Below are 16,542 nucleotides of genomic sequence, written 5' to 3'. Positions count from 1 at the left end.
AATTAATTGTATGCGCAAGATAAGTATTTTAATAATTTCCGCCCTTTTTGTAATTGGCTGCAAACCGAAACCAGCAGTACATTCAACTTTTTATTACTGGAAAACAGATTATCAAAATAGAAAGGCCGAAACCAATTATCTGGAACTATTTAAGTCGAAATCTCTTTATGTGCGCATAATGGATGTAGATTTTGATCCTGATTTACAACAAGCAGTTCCTGTATCTCCAATAAGTTTTTCTAATCCATTGCCCGCAAAAGTTGATATTGTTCCTGTGGTTTATATTGTAAATCAAGTATTCAATAATTTGGATAGCCAAAAAAATGGTGAAATGGCTAATCGCATTGCCAAATTTGTAGATGCAAAGGTTAAGCAGGCAGGGAAACAAAATTATACGGAACTGCAAATTGATTGCGATTGGACCAAAACTACAAAAGCGCAATATTTTAATTTCCTCAATCTGCTACAGAAAAATCCTTTGCTAAAAGGTAAAACCATTTCGGTTACGTTGAGGTTACATCAAGTAAAAAACTTGGTATCGAGTGGCATTCCTCCTGTTAAAAAAGTAATGCTTATGTGTTACAACATGGGCAATTTGCGTAAGTATGGCACCCAGAATTCTATTTTAGATATGCATGAAATGGATGTATATCTAAAAAAAGATATAGGAAGCTATCCACTCAAAATGGATGTTGCTTTACCTATTTTTGAATGGGCAGTTGTATTTAGAAAGCAACAATATGCAGGTATATCCAAGCGGATTAATAAAACTGTGCTACACGACAAAAAATTGTTTAAACAAAAAGGTGAATCCAATTTATATACGCTTTTATTAGATTATCCAACGGCGGGTTTAAAAATGGGTGATGAAGTTAGATGGGAAGAAATTACTTTAGATAATTTGCTTGCTTCATCTAAATTTTTATCTCGATATTTGCCTTCAGACGAGCGAAATCTCGTTTTCTACCATCTAGACATTGACCTATTAAAACATTTTACCAATGAAGACTTTCAAAAAATTATCGCTGATTTTTAGTGTTTTTCTTTTCACTTTTTTTGGAGAAATAGCTGTAAATCTTGCCTGTGGAGGCGAAATTGACCCCTACGATTATTACATTTCTTATTTCCATAATAATGTTGATGGTGATGAATTTTTGCCTTTTGCCTACAATCAAATGATTTACTTAAACAGTGAGGAAGAGGTAGAGAGTGAACCTGAAATTAATAGCCGAGAATGGGCAAAATATCTAAATGTAAAGCAAGGCGATGTATTTAAGGTAATGTATAATACAGATAGCGCTACCAGTGTAAAACTAGAAAATTATAGTGGCGTTATTAATGAATTACCTGATAGTTTGCTTAGTAATACATTTATTCAGGGATTAAGTAAAAATACGGCAGCTTTAAAGTATTATCGCTTTGCTAAAAGCTGCGAACCTTTAGCCAATACAGAATTTAGCCTTTGGAACCCACAGCCACGTGATACAACAACCATGGTAGAAAAAGCTGCAGAGGGTTTAGAGTTAGCTAACGCTGAGAAGGACGACTTTTTAAAGCTTCGCTATGCATACCAAACGGCAAGAATGTTTCATTACGGAGGTGCTTATAATGATTGTAAATCAACTTATAATAAACTGATTAAAACCAGCAAAATAAACAGCGCTGTTAAAGGCTGGGGCTTAGCTTTATATGCCGGGGCGGTGCGTAAAACTGGAAATCCTGATGAGGCAGCATTCTTATTCTCTAAAGTTTTTTCTAGCAATCCTGAACGTAGAGTTCAAGCTTATAAAAATTATTTTTATACTGGATCGGCTATTAATGGAGTTTTAAAATATGCAAAAACCACAAATGAAAAAGCCAATATATGGGCCATAAGTAGTTTTGGAAATTCTGATCCCGGTCAGGTTAGTTTAGAAAAAGTATATCAATATGAGCCAAAGAGCTTATTAAACGGAGCAATTTTGGTTCGTGAGGTAAATAAGTTAGAACAACGCTTAATTGCTGATAATGATGTTGCAAAAATATCTTATAGCTATTATTTTTATGATGAAGGACGAAGTACCAAATATAAAGACAGTGTTAAAAACGAAAATCTTAAAAACCTTAATCAAATTAGAAATTTTGCTATAAAGCTTGCTTCTGAGAAAAAATACCCGCAGCCAGAACTTGGTACTTTAACTGCTGCTTATTTATCATGGATGGAAAATAAGGATTTTCTTGCAGCTAATTACTTGGCTATTCTTAACCCCGATAAATTACCAGAAAGATTACAAAGTCAGTATAGAATTATTGATCTTTTAATTAAATCTAAAAACATTAAAAAGGGCAATTCCTTTAATGAGAATGATTTACTTGCCACCTTAAAATGGTTGGATGAAAAGCGTTTTTCGGAGAACAAAACGCAATCAAAAGATCAATCATATTATGATTGGAGCAATGCCAATAGACGGTTTACTTTAACAGCAAGAAATTTTTATCAACAAATTTTGGCACCTGCTTATATGAACATGGGCGATACTGCAAAAGCCGCTCTTGCTATGGTAAAAGGAGATTTGAGGTACAAAACCCTAACGGAAAACTCATTATTTAAAAACATGAGCTACCAAACTACTTCTTTTTGGCAAAAATACTTGAGCCCAAATAGTATGCATGGCATTGCTGCTTATAAGGCTAAAACCAAAGGAAACGATTTAACTGCTTTATTAGCAAAGGCTTTAAATCAATTAAAGGATGATGATTTTTATGAGCTTTATGGCACAACTTATTTACGTACCCATCAATACGATAAAGCGTTAATTATGTTTAATAAAGTATCTGCCACTTACCAATATTTCAGTCCTGAAAATTGGTATGCAGATCAAGACAATGCCAAGCTTTTTGCCAATCCTTTTATCGAAACAATTAATGATTACCCTAAACAATACGTTGCACTTGATCAAAATATAACCAAAAAAGGTTTTGCAAAAGAAATGGTGCGCTTACAAAGGCTAATCGTAACTGATAAAGCAAATGCGGCACAATACTATTATAAAATGGCTAATGCTGTTTACCAAACAGGTTATTATGGCAATAGCTGGTTTTTGATTAGCTACGATTGGTCATCATATGATAATTACAATAAACCAAAATATGGTTATGATGTGGATTATAAAAAAGCGCAAACCGCTAGAGTGTGGTATTTAAAAGCAAGGGCATTAAGCACAAATGCAAACTTTAAGGCTAAATGTACTTTTATGCTTGCCAAATGTGCGCAGAAACAAATTATTATGAACGCCAGCCCAATGTCTTTTGCTTATTACAACACAAACGATGTGAAGTACAAAGATTTTATCAGAGCAAATTATAATAATCCTTATTTTAAGGAACTGAAACTAAAATATGCTAAAACCCCTTTTTATGAAAATGCTGTGGGTGAGTGTAGTTACCTCAGCGATTTTATAGCTGGCAAATAACGTTAACAAAAGAGGTTGTTAGAAATAAGCTGATAACCCTTTTTTGTTTTGTTCGTGCTATTGAATTTATTTCGTGTCAAGTGAAAAAGTTGGGGAGCGTAATTAACGACTAGCTGCTGTTTGTTTTCCCTAAGTATTAGAATTTGGAAATGACCGTTTCGGTTAGCATGGCAATTGAAGTTTTGCTCTTACCCTTGCGGTTGGTAATCACAGATATAAATAAATTTTGATACTATTAGTCTATAATTAATCACTAATAGTATCAAATTATAGATTAATAGTGATTAATTATAGACTAATAGTATTTAAGCAGTTACTAATAGTATCTACTTAATACCTCGCAGAATCAAATTATATACAAATAGTATTTAATTAATAACTATTAGGCTTAAGTTAATTTCTAATTGTATACCCTAGCGGTTTGTGATAGTACCAATCGCAAGGGTAAACACATTACGTAGATTGCATTTAGATGGTACAGTGATAATACCGACCATAGGTATAATGTTTTCCAAAAAATAATTCCCTTCTAACCCTAGTTAAAATAATAGTTGAACCAAAGGCAATTTTTTTTCAGCATAACGAAATAACTCATCTATAATTTTAACCAATCATTACCATCTTATTAGAGCACTTGCCCAGGTAAAACCTGAACCAAAAGCTGCAAGGCAAACCAAATCACCATCTTTTATTTTTCCTGCTTCCCAAGCTTCACATAAAGCAATTGGCACCGAAGCTGCTGTGGTATTTCCGTATTTTTGAATGTTATTAAAAACCTGGTCATCTCTCAGCCCAAGTAAATTTTGAACATATTGGCTTATACGCAAATTTGCCTGATGTGGCACTAACATATCAATATCTTTCTCGGTTAGGTTATTTGCTGCCAAAGCCTCTTTAATTACCTCAGGAAATTTAACAACAGCTTTTTTAAATACCGCCGGGCCATCCATATAAGGTAAAGCTGCTCCACTTTCTAAAATTTCATTCGTCATAAATAACCCACCTAATTCTTGTTCTGGATAAGCAGGTTTATCTTTAAGCCATTTATTAGCATGCGCACCTGGATAATACATAGCCAAAATTTCTGCCTCTGCACCATCACTGTGTAAATGTGTACTTAAAATTCCTTTTCCGGGTTCGTCCGTTGGCTGCAATACAACTGCCCCTGCTCCATCACCAAAAATTACAGATACATTTCTACTTCTAGTTTCAAAATCCATTGCAAAAGAGTGCTTTTCACTCCCTACAACAAGTACGTTTTTATACATCCCCGTTTTTACAAACTGATCTGCCACAGAAAGTGCATACACAAAGCCTGAGCATTGGTTACGTATATCTAAAGCACCAATTTCGCCCATTCCCATTTCCCGCTGCAATAAAACGCCACAACCGGGGAAATAATAATCAGGACTTAAGGTTGCAAATACAATAAAATCAACATCCTTAGCCGTGATTCCAGCTCGTTCCAATGCAATTTTAGAAGCCTCAATCCCCATTGTAGTGGTGGTTTCTTCATACCGATCTGCAAATCTTCGTTCTTTAATTCCTGTTCGTTCCTGAATCCATTCATCACTGGTTTCCATAAAACGACTCAAATCATTGTTGGTATATACATTTTTAGGAACGTAGTACCCTACTCCTGCAATTTTAGATTGGTGCATGCTCTTTATTTAATTTGGTTAGCAAATGTATTAAATTAATGTAAACTCGGTAAAAACTAATGGAATAGATGCTAAGCTTCTGTTAAGATAATCATCATCGGGTTAACAAATTACATCTTCCATAAAAGTATTATATGTTTCATAAAAATCGTTATTTTTGCATCATGTCTACAGAAACCCAGGAAGAGACCTTTACGCTCGAAGAAATTTTAACTTCTATTAAAACTGTACATCGCCTTATTTTGTGGAATGATGATGTAAATACTTTCGACCATGTAATTTATTGCATGATGAAGTATTTGGATTACAACGAATCTCAAGCAGAAAAAATTGCATGGAAAGTACACAATGATGGTAAATGCCCTGTTTTAGAAGGCTCTTTTACTGAAATGGAAGTATACAGAAAAATTCTTCAGCAAGAAGGCTTAACGGTTTCAGTAGATTAATTCTGTTTATTTTTTACTCCGTCACCCTGAATTTATTTCAGGGTCTTTGTAATATGAAAGATGCTGAAATAAATTCAGCAGGACGAGACATCTAATTCTATATCGATTAATCTTCTTTTTTATTCAAATATAATCGACTCAGTTTTATAAACTTACCCCAGACTTTTTATAACACCGTTTAATTCCGCCTGGGTAGTTTGCGTTTTGTCTTTTGCATACCAGCCATGAAGTTTTTCGGCAATTTCCATCATATCGCTACTTTCTTTTTTCCAATCGGCTAGTAAAGCTTGTAAAATTTGTGGTCGAGGACCCCATTTTACTAAAACCTCTTCGCCGTTTTCATCTAATACCAAAACCACCGGAATTGCTCTGCCACCGTTTGTTAAATGAGCATCGATAAGTGGAAGGTTCTTATCACGTAGCACAAATTTAAGTTCAAATTTATCAGGTGCTGCCAATGCAACTTTATTAAAGATTGGAATAATCTGCGCTGCATCACCACACCAACCTTCGGTAATAACCAGTAATTTATATTTACCTTTTAAATTCGAAATTACCTGCTGTAAATCTTCATTTAAAGTGGCTGTTTTATCCACACGATTCATTCTTTGCACATTCATTTTACTATAGTGCAACATCGCTTCAGAACTATCCGGACCAGTTGTATGCCCTTCGGCTAAGAGTTGATCAACTAATTGACGGTAAGTGGAGTAATCCATTCCTTCTTCTTCAAAAATTTCGCGATAATTAAGCATAATGTTATTTAAAATTACAGCGCAAAGGAAAGGAGAAATTCAGTTATAATCATCATTAATTTGCAAGAAAAAATATGCCCGATTATAACCAGAAATTTATTACAGCAGCGAGCTTACATGTTGTGTTAGCGCCACAAAATCAGCTACGGTTAATTGCTCTGCACGCTTTTCGAAATAAATATGATCGTCCATTTTATCCTTTGGCATTACCGCCGATAAAGCGTTACGCAAGGTTTTTCTTCGTTGATTAAAACCTGCCTTTACCACACGCCAAAATAATTTCTCATCACAATCCAGTTGTTCAACTTCGTTACGTGTTAAACGAATTACAGCAGAGTTAACTTTAGGTGGTGGATTAAATGTTCCGGGTTTTACTGTAAAAAGGTATTCAATTTTATAATAAGCTTGTAGAAAAACACTCAAAATCCCGTACTCTTTATTTCCTGATGGTGCAGCACAGCGTTGCGCAACCTCTTTTTGAAACATCCCAACCATTTCCACAACCTTATTGCGGTTATCTAAAATCTTAAATAAAATTTGTGATGAAATATTGTAAGGAAAATTGCCGATGATGGCAAAGTTGCCAGGAAAAATATCGTCAAAATTAAGTTTCAAAAAATCACCGTTTATTAAGCGATCTCCCAATTGAGGATATTTTTCATTTAAGAAATGGAAAGATTCAGTATCAATATCGATTAAGTAAGTTTGTAAATCCTCGCGTTGCAATAAAAAATCAGATAAAATTCCCATACCAGGCCCAACTTCCAATACCTGTGTGTACTTTTCGGTATTTACCAAACTTTCTACAATTCGATTTGCTATACCTTTATCGGTTAAAAAATGCTGACCTAAGTGTTTTTTCGCTTTTACTAAACTCATCTTAATGTTTTTTGCCGAAGAACTTCAGAACAAGAAAATTGAATTATGCCATTCATTTTCTTTGATAAACCTTAATTCTTAGACTAATATTTTTATACAAAATAACTAATTTTTATTCGGTAAGCGCCCGTTTAATCGAAAATCAGTAATTTGCGCTAAAATTTACCATTTATTATGAGCGATAAACTTAAGATTGGAATCAGTATAGGCGATGTAAACGGCATTGGTTTAGAGGTAATTATTAAAACCTTATCAAACCCTGCTATTTTAAACTATTGTACACCAATTGTTTACGGACATACTAAAGTTTCTTCTTTCCATAGAAAAGCAAATAACCTTGGCGATTTTAGCTTTAATGTGATTAATCATGCCAACCAAGCGCAGCCAAAAAAGGCAAATATGATTAATTGTTGGGAGGAAGATGTGAAAATTGAATTGGGTCAGGTAACCGAAACCGGAGGTAAATATGCACTTCTTTCACTTGAAAAGGCAACAGCAGATTTAGTTAACGGTGATATAGACGCCTTAGTTACTGCTCCAATTAACAAACATAATATCCAATCAGAAACTTTTGCTTTTCCTGGCCATACAGAATATTTACAGGAAAAAAGTGGAAGTAAGGACGTATTGATGTTTTTAATTAGCGAAAATTTACGTGTTGGTGTTGTAACAGGTCACATTCCAGTTGCAGCAGTTCCAACAAATATTACCAAAGATAAAATTGTTAGCAAGTTAAAACTGATTAACGATAGTTTAAAAAAGGATTTCTGGATTGAAAAACCAAAAATTGCTGTTTTAGGCTTAAACCCTCACGCTAGCGATAATGGTTTATTAGGTGCAGAAGAAGCAGAAATTATTACACCTGCAATTCAGGAAGCGTATGATAAAGGTATGATGGTTTTTGGTCCTTACCCTGCCGATGGTTTTTTTGGAAACGGGAGTTATAAACAATTCGACGCTGTTTTAGCTATGTACCACGATCAAGGTTTAATCCCTTTTAAAACACTCGCTTTCCATAACGGCGTAAATTATACCGCAGGTTTAAATTTTGTACGCACCTCTCCAGATCACGGTACAGGCTATGATATTGCCGGAAAAGGCCTAGCCGATTCTACATCTTTTACCGAAGCTTTATTCGCTGCAATTCACATTGTGAAAAACAGAAGAGAGCAGGAAGAAATGCTGAAAAACCAATTGCGTGGTGGCGGAAAAGTGGTTGAAACGCAATTCGATATTAAAGACGACGCTTCGTAGGAAAATAGCTAAACACTATTAACTATTATTTAATTGCTGTATATTAAACGCATATTTAATCATTATGCCTGCTGCAATTCATTCATTTATCCACTTATTATTTATTGGTATCATTACACTTTTTCCAGTTGTTAATCCTATTGGAAGTGCCTTTATTGTAAGTCCATATTTTGCACACCTTAATAATGCCGATAAAAAAAGAGCTATTAAAAGAATCACTTTATATGCTTTCTGTATTTGCACGGTTTCGTTATTTGCTGGTCATTACATTTTAGAACTTTTCGGTATTTCAATACCAGTAATTCAAATGGCTGGCGGAATCATGATTTGCAAAATGGGATGGGAATTTCTTTCTTCGGATGATAACCTTAAAACAGATGGAGATTCTACTGAAACTTTACCAGCATCAGAATATCATAATATCGAAAACAAATTATTTTATCCTATTACTTTTCCAGTTACTACAGGCGCAGGCACACTTTCAGTTTTGTTTACATTAAGCGCTCACAGTGCTACAAGTAATTTCACCAATTATTTAATTAATACGGGTGCCATTATTCTCGCCGTAATTGTAATGTGCATCTTGATTTATGTTTTTTATCTGAACACTAAAAGAATAATAAACTATTTGGGTAGTAACGGTGAAAAAATTGTAAATAGGATTACTGCATTTTTAATTTTCTGCGTTGGTTTACAAATTGCAATATCTGGCATTCGAGCCTTAATTAAAGCACAATAACAAAAGCATTTCTTTTCATTTATTTATATTTGGGTTCAATACATTTAAAATGACACCAATAATACAGCCCGAAGAACTTATCCTTTTAAGTAAAGAAAATTATATTTTAATTGATGCAAGCGCCGGTTCAAAAGCCAGGTACGATGAAAATCATTTGGAAGGTGCATATTTTGCCGATGTAAATAACGATTTAGCCAATATTGGTGATTTCGCTCTCGGAGGTAGACATCCATTACCTACTTTTGATCAATTCGGAGCCGTGCTAGGTAAATTTGGAATCACAAAAGATAGCCATGTTATTGTTTATGATGATAAAAATGGTGGAAATGCAGCCGCCAGACTTTGGTGGATGCTAAAATCCATCGGTCATCAAAAAGTTCAGGTTATAAATGGAGGTTTTAATGCAGCAATTAACGCAGGATTTCTACTAAGCAGCAAAGCTGAAATTCCAAAATCAGTCGAAAACTATCCTATAGCGGAGTGGGAACTTCCCCTATCAGATATTAATGAAGTTGAGGCCGTTGCCAAAACAGAGGATCATGTAGTAATTGATGTTCGCGATGCAAATCGTTATGAAGGCCTTACAGAGCCTATCGATTTAATTGCAGGTCATATTCCCGGCGCCATCAATATTCCTTTTACAGAGAATCTGGATGCTACTGGAGCCTTCTTATCGCCAGGCATATTAAAAGATAAATACATTAAAGCTTTAAGCGGCATAAAGCCAGAAAATATTATTGTGCATTGCGGATCAGGAATAACGGCCTGCCACACGCTTTTGGCAATGGATTACGCTGGGCTTAAAATACCTAAGCTTTATGTTGGGTCGTGGAGCGAATGGTCGAGAAATAATAAAGAGATGATTTTGGCAGAAAACTAGTCATTTCTTGATATTTTTAAGGATTAATACGTTTATTTTGATTTTTAAAAGAGGCTAATAAAGCGTTTTTTAAATGAAATACGTCAGCGATAATGCTTTACGTGAAAAATCATTTTTGAAAAACATTTTTTATCTAACAAAATAATCCCTACATTTGCAGGCTAAAATTTTACAGTACTTTGAACCCGTTAAAACAATTTTCAGTACCGTTTACCGGATTAAAATTGGGATCTCATCAGTTTGAATATGAGCTTGATGACTCTTTTTTTAATGCCTTTGAGTACTCTTTGATTAAAAGCGGCAAATTAACCGTTAACCTGGAACTTGAGAAACAAGAGACCATGTTACTGTTAAAATTTAAAGTAATTGGAACAGTTAATTTAGATTGCGATAAATGTTTATCGGAATTTTCACTTCCTGTTAATTTGTACGAAAGACAAATTGTAAAATTTGCAGAGGCTGAAATGGAAAGTGATGATGAGGAAATCATTTCACTAAGCCGTAAAGAAACCTCAATTGATATTGCAGGGCCATTATACGAAATGATAAACGTAGCGGTTCCATATATCAAAAACTGTGAGCAAGCTGGTAAAGATTGTGATCAGGAAATGATTGATCGATTAGAGCAATTATCTATCGACAAGCAAAACGAAGAAAATGAACAATCAAGCGACCCGCGTTGGGAAGCACTTAATAAGTTAAAAAAATAATTAGATTATACACCAATGGCACATCCAAAACGGAAAATCTCGAAACAGAGAAAAAATAAAAGAAGAACTCACTATAAAGCTGTGACTCCTTCTTTAGCAACATGCTCGGCAACAGGTGCTATCCACGTACCTCACCGTGCTTATAACGTTGATGGTAACCTATACTATAACGGTAAATTGGTTATCGAAAATACTCAAATCGGGTAATTTTCTTAAAAAATTGTTTGTGTTTTCAGCGGCTTTAGTTATACCTTAGTCTTCTGAAAAATTTATAGGGCTAATCCTATTATTTAACACAAACATTTTTTTTCTATGAAAATAGGCCTCGACATAATGGGCGGAGACTATGCTCCCAAAGCAATTGTTTTGGGAGCAATAGCAGCTCATCAATCGCTAAATGCCAATGAACACCTTGTTCTTATTGGCGATACCGAACAGATTAAACCCATTCTGGCAGAAGAAGGTTTTAATCCGGATCATTTTGAATACGTTCATACTGATGAGGTTATTGGTATGGGCGAACACCCCACAAAAGCAATTGTTCAGAAACCAAAATCGAGCATAGCAGTTGGTTTTAACCTTTTAAAAGAAGGAAAAATCGATTCTTTTGCAAGTGCTGGAAACTCTGGAGCAATGCTGGTTGGCGCTGTTTTTAGCGTTAAAACCGTTCCGGGCATTATCCGCCCATGTTTATGTACCATTCTTCCGAAAATTAAAGGCGGCACAGGTTTATTGCTTGATGTTGGCGCTAATGCGGATTGTAAACCCGATATTTTATTACAATTTGGCGTTTTAGGTAGTTTATACGCAGAAAATTTACTGCAAATAAATAGTCCTAAAGTTGCGTTAATGAATATTGGCGAAGAAGACGAAAAAGGAAATATGCTAAGCATGGCTACTTTTCCACTAATGAAGGATACAAATTTATTCAACTTTGTGGGTAATGTAGAAGGACGTGATTTGTTTAACGATAAAGCTGACGTGATTGTTTGTGATGGTTTTACTGGAAATGTAATGCTTAAACTGGCAGAATCATTTTATGTATTAACCATTAAAAAAGGATTGAAAGATGAATTTTTCGATCGTTTTAATTACGAACAATATGGCGGCAGCCCAGTTTTAGGCGTTAATGCTCCAGTTGTTATCGGACATGGCATTTCTAGTCCTACGGCGGTTAAAAACATGGTGTTACAATCAAGAGAAATGATTACAACGGGTTTAGTAGATAAAATTAGAAACGCATTTAAATAATTATCAAATTTATTTTAAAATGAGTAAAATTCACGCTGCTATAACAGCAGTTAATGGTTATGTCCCCGACTATGTATTAACAAATGCAGAGTTAGAAACCATGGTTGAAACTTCAGATGAATGGATTACCAGCCGAACCGGGATCAAAGAGCGTAGAATCTTAAAAGGCGAAGGTTTAGGTACATCTGATATGGCTGTTCATGCCGTAAATGGATTACTTAAAAAGCGAGGTATTTCTGCAGAAGAAATTGAATTGATTATTTTTTGCACCACCACACCCGACTTTACTTTTCCGGCAACGGCAAATGTTTTAGCTGATAAAATTGGTGCTAAAAATGCTTGGGGTTATGATTTACAAGCGGCTTGTTCGGGCTTTATATTTGGTCTTTCTACGGGTGCATCATTTATTGAATCGGGTAGGCACAAAAAGGTATTAGTTGTTGGTGGCGATAAAATGTCATCAATTATTAATTACGAAGACCGCACTACTTGTATTATTTTTGGTGATGGTTGTGGCTGCGCCTTGCTTGAGCCTAATGAAGAAGGTTTAGGTATTATGGATTCTATTCTTAGAACTGATGGTGCCGGAAGAGATTTCTTAGGTATGAAAGCTGGAGGTTCAGTTAAACCTGCAACGCACGAAACTATTGATGCACGCGAACATTATGCACACCAGGAAGGACCAACTGTATTTAAATTTGCAGTAACCAATATGGCTGATGTTGCTGCAGAAATTATGGATAGAAACAGCTTAACTGCTGATGATATTGCATGGTTAGTGCCTCACCAAGCAAATAAACGTATTATTGATGCAACTGCCAACCGTATGGGCGTAGGTACCGATAAGGTAATGATTAACATTGAACGTTACGGAAATACAACTAACGGAACCATACCACTATGCTTATGGGAATGGGAAAGCCAGTTGAAAAAAGGAGATAATATTGTTCTTGCAGCCTTCGGTGGAGGTTTTACATGGGGATCAATTTATCTTAAATGGGCTTACGATAGCAACTAGTCTTTAGACTAAACTATATTAATTTAAAACAAAAAAAGTATAACTTAGTTAATTCATTTATACACTATTTTTTACATAACAACGATTAAAAAATGGATATCAAACAAATACAGGAACTGATTAAATTTGTTTCACGTTCTGGTGTAAACGAAGTTGCGATTGAGCAAGAAGACTTCAAAATCACCATTAAAACAAACCAGGCACCAACAGTTGTGCATGCAACTATTCCGCAAGCACCACTTGTTCAGGCAGCAGCACCGGTAGCTACAGCTCCTACTGCACCAATTGCCGCAACTCCAGTAGTACCTGCTGCAGAAGATACTTCAAAATACATTACTATTAAGTCGCCAATGATTGGTACTTTTTATCGTTCATCAAGCCCTGATAAACCAATGTTTGTTAATGTAGGTGATGAAGTAAGCACTGGTAAAGTGGTTTGTATCATCGAAGCGATGAAGTTATTTAACGAGATTGAAAGTGAAGTTTCTGGCCGTATTGTTAAAATATTGGTAGAAAATGCTTCTCCAGTTGAATACGATCAACCATTATTTTTAGTAGAACCTATTTAATTATTAGCGAAAACTTTCTACTATTATTTGCGTCACCCTGAACTTGTTTCAGGGTCTCATTTTTTTAAAATCATTTAGATGCTGAAGTTTCAGCATGACGATAGTACTTTTAAGAAAGACTGACGAAAAAGGAAAATTATGTTTAAAAAAATACTAATTGCCAACAGGGGCGAAATCGCTTTGCGTATCATCCGTACCTGTAAGGAAATGGGCATCAAAACGGTTGCTGTTTACTCTACCGCAGATCGTGAGAGTTTACACGTACGTTTCGCTGATGAAGCGGTTTGTATTGGTCCCCCACCTAGTAAAGATTCTTATTTAAATATCCCAAATATTATTTCGGCTGCCGAATTAACAAACGCCGATGCCATCCATCCTGGTTACGGATTTTTATCAGAAAATGCTAAGTTTTCTAATATTTGCCGTGAGTATAACATCAAATTTATTGGTGCTACACCTGAACAGATTAATGGTATGGGTGATAAAGCTTCGGCAAAAGAAACCATGAAAATTGCTGGTGTACCAACAATTCCAGGTTCTGAAGGTTTATTAACCAGCGTTAAAGAAGGTATTGCCATTGCAAATGAAATGGGTTACCCAGTTATACTTAAAGCTACTGCTGGTGGTGGTGGTCGTGGTATGCGTGTTGTTTGGAAAGATGAAGATTTTGAAAATGCTTGGGATAGTGCCCGTCAGGAATCTGGAGCAGCATTTGGTAATGATGGTCTTTATTTAGAAAAATATATCGAAGATCCACGTCACATTGAAATTCAGATTATTGGAGATCAGTTTGGCAAAGCTTGTCACCTTTCTGAGCGTGATTGCTCTATTCAACGTCGTCACCAAAAATTGGTAGAAGAATCTCCTTCTCCTTTTATGACTGATGAATTACGTGTAAGAATGGGCGAAGCTGCGATTAAAGGTGCAATGGCTGTAAATTACGAAGGTGCCGGAACAATCGAATTTTTGGTTGATAAACACCGTAACTTCTACTTTATGGAAATGAATACCCGTATTCAGGTAGAGCATCCAGTTACAGAAGAAGTAATTAACTTCGATTTAATTAAAGAACAAATTAAAGTGGCTGCTGGTATTCCAATTTCAGGAAAAAATTATTTCCCTGATATGCATGCTATCGAGTGCCGTATTAATGCAGAAGATCCATTTAATAACTTCCGCCCATCGCCAGGAAAAATTACTAATTTCCACTCTCCAGGTGGTCATGGTGTAAGGGTTGACACGCATGTTTATGCTGGTTATCAAATCCCATCTAACTATGATAGTATGATTGCAAAATTAATTTGTGTGGCTCAAACCCGCGAAGAGGCAATTTGTACAATGGAGCGTGCTTTAGGCGAATTTGTAATTGAGGGTGTTAAAACAACTATTCCTTTTCACTTACAATTGATGAAAGATCCTAATTTTAGAGCAGGTAATTTTACCACTAAATTTATGGAAACATTTGTTTTATCAGAATAATATAAACTATTTCTATATTTAACACGTAAATACCATTCTATTCATTTAGAATGGTATTTTTGTTTTCAACATGAGCGACACCAACGAAAAAAGATCCCTAATCAAGAGCGTAGCCAATAAAGGGACAACACTAGAGGCCGAAATGTCCTTTTTTGATCACCTTGATGTTTTACGTAAACATTTAATTAGATCAGCACTAGCCATAGCTGTTTTTACAGGCATTGCTTTTTATTTCAATGAGGAATTATTGGATAAAGTAATTTTTGGACCTAAAAAGCCTGATTTCTGGACTTACAGAATGATGTGCAAACTGGCCGAACATTTCCCTTCTCTTGGTAAAGACATGTGTATTACCAAAATTAATGGCGAAATTATCAACACCGAAATGGCGGGTCAGTTTAATCTCCAGCTTAATGTTTGTGTTATGACTGGTATTGTACTTGGTTTTCCGTATTTGCTTTGGGAAATCTGGCGCTTTATTAAACCGGCATTACACGAAAAAGAACGCAAATCGGCTAGTGGCTTCGTGTTTTTCGCATCACTTTTATTCATGATCGGTATTGTATTTGGCTATTTTATTATCTGTGCATTATCGGTTAATTTCTTAACTGGATATACTGTGAGTAGTGAAATCAAAAATACATTTACAATTGATTCTTATGTATCGTCTATTGCTACGCTAACTCTGGGCACTGGTATAATTTTCGAGCTTCCGATTATTATTTACATTCTCTCAAAATTGGGATTAATGACGCCTAAATTTATGAGGTCGAGCAGAAGATATGCTACTGTAATTATCCTGATTATTGCAGCAATTGTAACGCCAACACCGGATATTTTAACAATGTTGACCGTAGCGGCACCACTATTTTTATTATACGAGCTAAGTATTTTTGTTTCGGCTTATATTGAGCGTAAAAAGAAAAAAGAAGAAAAAGCTTTCTATGCTAACTAACAAAAACATTACGAATACATTTCATAATTCTATATAAATTTGAATAATGTCTGATACAAAGATAAAAATTGCTATTGGCGCTGATCATGCGGGTTTTGAATACAAAGAAGTACTAAAAAATTTCCTCAATCAATATGAGGTTAAGGATTTTGGTACCCACTCTGCTGATTCTGTAGATTATCCAGATTTTGCACACCCTGTTGCTTCGGCAGTAGAAAGTGGAGAATTTGATTACGGTATTTTAATTTGTGGCTCAGCAAATGGTGTAGCCATTACTGCCAACAAACATCAGAAAATTAGGGCAGCGCTTTGCTGGGAAAATGAAGTTGCATCGCTTGTGCGCAAACATAATGATGCTAATGTTTTATGTATTCCAGCCAGATTCGTATCAGAAGAACTTGCAAAAGAAATGACAACAACCTTTCTAAATACTGACTTTGAAGGTGGCCGTCATCAAAACAGGGTTGAAAAAATATCTTGCTAAAGGCTAAACA

The 16,542-nt window shown here is 35.3% G+C and carries 17 protein-coding genes; 14 read left to right on the top strand and 3 right to left on the bottom strand.

Features of this window, described 5'->3' with window-relative positions:
• Window positions 1-10: 10 nt before the first annotated feature.
• Together EHC72_RS04525 and EHC72_RS04520 are read left to right on the top strand one after the other, a co-directional pair.
• A complete protein-coding gene (locus EHC72_RS04525; RefSeq protein ID WP_131536476.1) occupies window positions 11-1,036 on the top strand; it encodes a hypothetical protein in 1,026 nt (341 codons plus the stop codon).
• Window positions 1,002-3,452 (top strand): hypothetical protein, encoded by a 2,451-nt coding sequence (locus EHC72_RS04520; protein ID WP_131536475.1) that lies wholly within the window; start codon window positions 1,002-1,004, stop codon window positions 3,450-3,452. Before EHC72_RS04525 ends, EHC72_RS04520 begins: the two co-directional genes overlap by 35 nt.
• Window positions 3,453-4,066: 614 nt before the next feature.
• Here EHC72_RS04520 and EHC72_RS04515 read toward each other — a convergent pair.
• Window positions 4,067-5,113, bottom strand: a complete 1,047-nt coding sequence (locus EHC72_RS04515) for a 3-oxoacyl-ACP synthase III family protein (RefSeq protein WP_131536474.1) — start codon at window positions 5,111-5,113, stop codon at window positions 4,067-4,069.
• Window positions 5,114-5,277: 164 nt separating this feature from the next.
• Between EHC72_RS04515 and EHC72_RS04510 the strand changes: the two genes are divergently transcribed.
• Entirely contained in the window at window positions 5,278-5,559 is a 282-nt protein-coding gene (locus EHC72_RS04510; RefSeq protein WP_131536473.1) for an ATP-dependent Clp protease adaptor ClpS, read from the top strand.
• 152 nt (window positions 5,560-5,711) lie between these two features.
• Here EHC72_RS04510 and EHC72_RS04505 read toward each other — a convergent pair whose 3' ends face one another.
• Window positions 5,712-6,314 carry a thioredoxin family protein gene (locus tag EHC72_RS04505; RefSeq protein ID WP_131536472.1) on the bottom strand — a complete coding sequence of 201 codons (603 nt, stop codon included), beginning with the start codon at window positions 6,312-6,314 and terminating at the stop codon, window positions 5,712-5,714.
• Window positions 6,315-6,413: 99 nt separating this feature from the next.
• Window positions 6,414-7,193 carry a 16S rRNA (adenine(1518)-N(6)/adenine(1519)-N(6))-dimethyltransferase RsmA gene (gene rsmA, locus EHC72_RS04500; RefSeq protein WP_131536471.1) on the bottom strand — a complete coding sequence of 260 codons (780 nt, stop codon included), beginning with the start codon at window positions 7,191-7,193 and terminating at the stop codon, window positions 6,414-6,416.
• A gap of 174 nt (window positions 7,194-7,367) precedes the next feature.
• Between rsmA and pdxA the strand changes: the two genes are divergently transcribed.
• The 11 genes from pdxA to rpiB all read left to right on the top strand — a co-directional run bounded on the left by pdxA (window position 7,368) and on the right by rpiB (window position 16,532).
• On the top strand, window positions 7,368-8,447 hold the full coding sequence (pdxA, locus tag EHC72_RS04495) for a 4-hydroxythreonine-4-phosphate dehydrogenase PdxA (RefSeq protein WP_131536470.1): 1,080 nt from the start codon (window positions 7,368-7,370) through the stop codon (window positions 8,445-8,447).
• Window positions 8,448-8,511: 64 nt separating this feature from the next.
• On the top strand, window positions 8,512-9,186 hold the full coding sequence (locus EHC72_RS04490; protein WP_131536469.1) for a MarC family protein: 675 nt from the start codon (window positions 8,512-8,514) through the stop codon (window positions 9,184-9,186).
• Window positions 9,187-9,235: 49 nt separating this feature from the next.
• Window positions 9,236-10,066 carry a sulfurtransferase gene (locus EHC72_RS04485; RefSeq protein ID WP_131536468.1) on the top strand — a complete coding sequence of 277 codons (831 nt, stop codon included), beginning with the start codon at window positions 9,236-9,238 and terminating at the stop codon, window positions 10,064-10,066.
• A 179-nt stretch (window positions 10,067-10,245) separates the two neighbouring features.
• Window positions 10,246-10,776 (top strand): YceD family protein, encoded by a 531-nt coding sequence (locus EHC72_RS04480; RefSeq protein WP_131536467.1) that lies wholly within the window; start codon window positions 10,246-10,248, stop codon window positions 10,774-10,776.
• A gap of 15 nt (window positions 10,777-10,791) precedes the next feature.
• Window positions 10,792-10,983, top strand: a complete 192-nt coding sequence (gene rpmF, locus EHC72_RS04475) for a 50S ribosomal protein L32 (protein ID WP_025143959.1) — start codon at window positions 10,792-10,794, stop codon at window positions 10,981-10,983.
• A gap of 105 nt (window positions 10,984-11,088) precedes the next feature.
• Window positions 11,089-12,027, top strand: a complete 939-nt coding sequence (plsX, locus tag EHC72_RS04470) for a phosphate acyltransferase PlsX (RefSeq protein ID WP_131536466.1) — start codon at window positions 11,089-11,091, stop codon at window positions 12,025-12,027.
• A gap of 19 nt (window positions 12,028-12,046) precedes the next feature.
• Window positions 12,047-13,045, top strand: a complete 999-nt coding sequence (locus EHC72_RS04465; RefSeq protein ID WP_131536465.1) for a beta-ketoacyl-ACP synthase III — start codon at window positions 12,047-12,049, stop codon at window positions 13,043-13,045.
• Window positions 13,046-13,137: 92 nt separating this feature from the next.
• On the top strand, window positions 13,138-13,614 hold the full coding sequence (accB, locus tag EHC72_RS04460; RefSeq protein ID WP_131536464.1) for an acetyl-CoA carboxylase biotin carboxyl carrier protein: 477 nt from the start codon (window positions 13,138-13,140) through the stop codon (window positions 13,612-13,614).
• A 138-nt stretch (window positions 13,615-13,752) separates the two neighbouring features.
• Window positions 13,753-15,093 carry an acetyl-CoA carboxylase biotin carboxylase subunit gene (accC, locus tag EHC72_RS04455; RefSeq protein WP_131536463.1) on the top strand — a complete coding sequence of 447 codons (1,341 nt, stop codon included), beginning with the start codon at window positions 13,753-13,755 and terminating at the stop codon, window positions 15,091-15,093.
• A 70-nt stretch (window positions 15,094-15,163) separates the two neighbouring features.
• Window positions 15,164-16,048 carry a twin-arginine translocase subunit TatC gene (gene tatC / locus EHC72_RS04450; protein ID WP_131536462.1) on the top strand — a complete coding sequence of 295 codons (885 nt, stop codon included), beginning with the start codon at window positions 15,164-15,166 and terminating at the stop codon, window positions 16,046-16,048.
• Window positions 16,049-16,094: 46 nt separating this feature from the next.
• Window positions 16,095-16,532 (top strand): ribose 5-phosphate isomerase B, encoded by a 438-nt coding sequence (rpiB, locus tag EHC72_RS04445; protein WP_131536461.1) that lies wholly within the window; start codon window positions 16,095-16,097, stop codon window positions 16,530-16,532.
• Window positions 16,533-16,542: the final 10 nt, after the last annotated feature.

The organism is Pedobacter nototheniae (genome assembly GCF_004335085.1).
Taxonomy (GTDB): Bacteria; Bacteroidota; Bacteroidia; order Sphingobacteriales; family Sphingobacteriaceae; genus Pedobacter; species Pedobacter nototheniae.
This window is presented reverse-complemented; position numbering and strand designations above follow the sequence as displayed.